Here is a 3,060-nt window from a genome sequence, read left to right as displayed (position 1 = left end):
GGGCCTCCAGCTCCGCGACCAGCTCACCCGCGCCGGGGGCCCGCGGGCCGCGCCGCGAGACCAGCAGCAGATCCCGCACCCCGTGCCGCACCACCAGATGCCGGGCCGTCAACGCACCCAGACCCCCGGTCCCGCCGGTCACCAGAACCGTCCCCCACAGGACGGGGGCGGGCTCGGCCGGAGCCTCGCGGCGGACCAGGCGGGGCACCAGGAGCCGGCCGTCCTCGACACGGACCTGCGGCTCACCGACGGCCGCGATGCGCGACCAGTCGGCGTACCCGTCGGGGACCTCGGCCAGGACGAGGCGGCCCGGCTGCTCGGTCTGCGCCGACCGCACCAGCCCCCACACCGCCGCACCCGCCACGTCACCGGGCCGGGTGACGAACATCAACCGGGACTCGGCCAGCCGGGGGTCCCGGATGGCGTCCAGCGCCTGCGCGGTGAGCCGCCGCAGCGCGGCGGGAATGTCCTCGTCCCCGCCGACGCAGGGGATCACGACGGACTCGGCGTCGCCGGGCTCGGCGACCGCCTCCGCCCAGTCCAGCCGGTACGACACCGGCCCCGACGTCACGGCGCCGCCCGGCACGGGCCTCGTGCGGACCGAGGCCAGGGCGAACACCAGCCGCCCCGAGTCGTCGACGGCCTCGATCGCGCAGCCGTCGTCGCCGGTCCTGGCCAGCCGTACCCGCAGGGACCTGGCCTCGGTGGCGAGCAACCGCACCCCGCGCAGCTCGAACGGCACCCGCAGCCCGTCGGTGTCGCCGCCGGCGACCAGCAGCGGGTGGAACATGGAGTCCAGCAGGGCCGGGTGGATGCCGAACCCGGCCACGTCCACGTGTTCGGGCACCGCCACGTCGGCGTACAGCTCCTCGCCGTGCCGCCACACGGCCCGCAGTCCCTGGAAGGCGGGGCCGTACTCGTAGCCCTGCTCGGCCAGGCGCTCGTAGCCACGTTCGACGTCGACGGGCACGGCCCCGGCGGGCGGCCATGCGGCGGCCCACCCGGGGCGGGCCTCGCCGTCCCGGTCCTCGGCGACGGTGCCCGACAGGTGGCGGGTCCAGCCCGCCTCGGGGTCGCCGGCGGGGCGGGAGTGCACGCGTACGGCGCGGGCCCCGGAGCCGTCCGGAGCCTCGACGACGACCTGCACCGCCACGCCGCCGCGTTCGGGCAGGACCAGCGGCGCCTCGAACATCAGCTCCTCGATCAAGCCGGATCCGGCCCGCGAACCCGCCTCCAGCACCAGGTCCGCCAGCGCGGTCCCCGGCAGGACGACGGTCCCGCCCACGGCGTGGTCGGCCAGCCAGGGCGTGCCGGCGACGGACAGCACGCCGGTGAGCACAGCCGGGCCGTCGTCGGCCAGCTCGACGGCCGCGCCCAGCAGCGGGTGGCCGGTCTCGCGCAGTCCGGTGGCGGACAGTCCCGCGTTCCGGACGGGCGGACCGAGCCAGTAGCGTTCGCGGTCGAACGGGTACGGCGGCAGATCGACCGGACGGCCGTGGGGGGACAGCGCGGCCCAGTCCACGCCCGCCCCCGCCGTCCACGCCACCGCCAGGCCGGCGACCAGCGCGTCGGCCTCGCCGCGGTCGCGTCTGTGCAAGGCGGCGATCGTCGTGTCGTCGCCGGTCACGCAGTCGTGCGCCATGCCGGAGAGCACGGCCTGCGGCCCCACCTCCAGGAGGACGCGGGCGCCGGACTCCTCCAGCGTGTTGACCGTCGCGTGGAACAGCACGGGTCGCCTGATCTGCTCCGGCCAGTAGCCGGGGTCGGTCCAGTCGCCGGGGATGCCGGTGACGAAGGGCACGCGCCGCGTCCCGAACGTCACCGTCTCCAGTTCGGCGGCGAACACGGCCAGGACCGGCTCCATGAGCGGCGAGTGGAAGGCGTGGCTGACCGGCAGCCTGCGGGTCCGCCGCCCCTGGGCCTTCCAGTGCGCGGCCACGGCCAGGCAGGGCTCCTCCGCCCCCGAGATCACCACACTGGCGGGGCCGTTGACGGCGGCGACGCCGACCCGGTCCTCCAGCCCGGCCAGGCTTGAGGTGACCTCATCGAGGGTGGCGTTAACGGCGACCATCGCGCCCGGCTCGCACAGCTCGCGCATCAGCCGGCCGCGGGCGGCGATCAGGCGGGCGGCGTCCGGCAGGGTCCAGATCCCCGCGACGTGGGCGGCGGCGTACTCGCCGACCGAATGCCCGGCCACCACCGAGGGCGTCACGCCGAGCGACTCCAGCAGCCGGTACGCGGCCACCTCGAAGGCGAACAGCGCGGGCTGGGTGTAGGCGGTGTCGTCGAGCAGGCCGGACTCGGGGGTGCCGGGCCCGGCCCACATCACGTCGCGGATCGGCCGGTCGAGGTGGGGGTCGAGGGCCGCGCAGACCTCGTCGAGCGCGGCGGCGAACACCGGCGAGCAGGCGGCCAGTTCGCGTCCCATGCCGGGCCGCTGCCCGCCCTGCCCGGTGAACAGGAACGCCACGCGGGGCCGCTCGCCCGCGACGCCCTCGATCACCTCGGCCGTCTCGCCCCGCGCGTGGCGGGCCAGCGCCCCGGACAGGGCGGCGTGGTCGCGCCCGAGGGCGACGGCGCGGTGCGACAGGAGCGGCTGCCCGGCCAGTGCGCGCGCCACGTCGGCCGGATCCTCCCTGAGCTCGGCCAGGTGGGCGGTCCTGGCCGCCAGCGACCGCGGGCTGTGGGCGCTGACCGGCCAGGCGATCGGGCCGGTGAGGACCGCGGCGGCCGGCGGCTCCGGCTCGGAGGCGTACTCCTCGATGATCGCGTGCGCGTTGGTGCCGCTGATGCCGAAGGAGGAGACGCCGGCCCGGCGCGGCCGCTCACCGCGCGGCCACCCGGTCTCCTCGGTCAGCAGCCGCACGTCGCCCGCCGACCAGTCGACGTGCGGGGTGGGCTCGGTGACGTGCAGGGTACGGGGCAGCACGCCGTGCCGCATGGCCATGACCATTTTGATCACACCCGCCACCCCCGCGGCGGCCTGCGTATGACCGATGTTGGATTTGATCGAGCCGAGCCACAGGGGGCGGTCGGTGGGGCGCATGTGTCCGTAGGTGG

The 3,060-nt window shown here is 76.4% G+C and carries 1 protein-coding gene; it reads right to left on the bottom strand.

What is annotated here, in order from left to right; all coding sequences use genetic code 11:
* A partial coding sequence (locus tag AB0D67_RS39010; RefSeq protein WP_362947460.1) for a type I polyketide synthase occupies positions 1-3,046 on the bottom strand: 3,046 nt, incomplete at its 3' end.
* Positions 3,047-3,060 lie beyond the last annotated feature (14 nt).

The organism is Streptosporangium sp. NPDC048047 (assembly GCF_040653115.1).
In the GTDB taxonomy this organism is placed as follows: domain Bacteria; phylum Actinomycetota; class Actinomycetes; order Streptosporangiales; family Streptosporangiaceae; genus Streptosporangium.
Note: the sequence above shows the minus strand (reverse complement) of the source record. Positions and strands in the feature narration are given on the sequence as shown.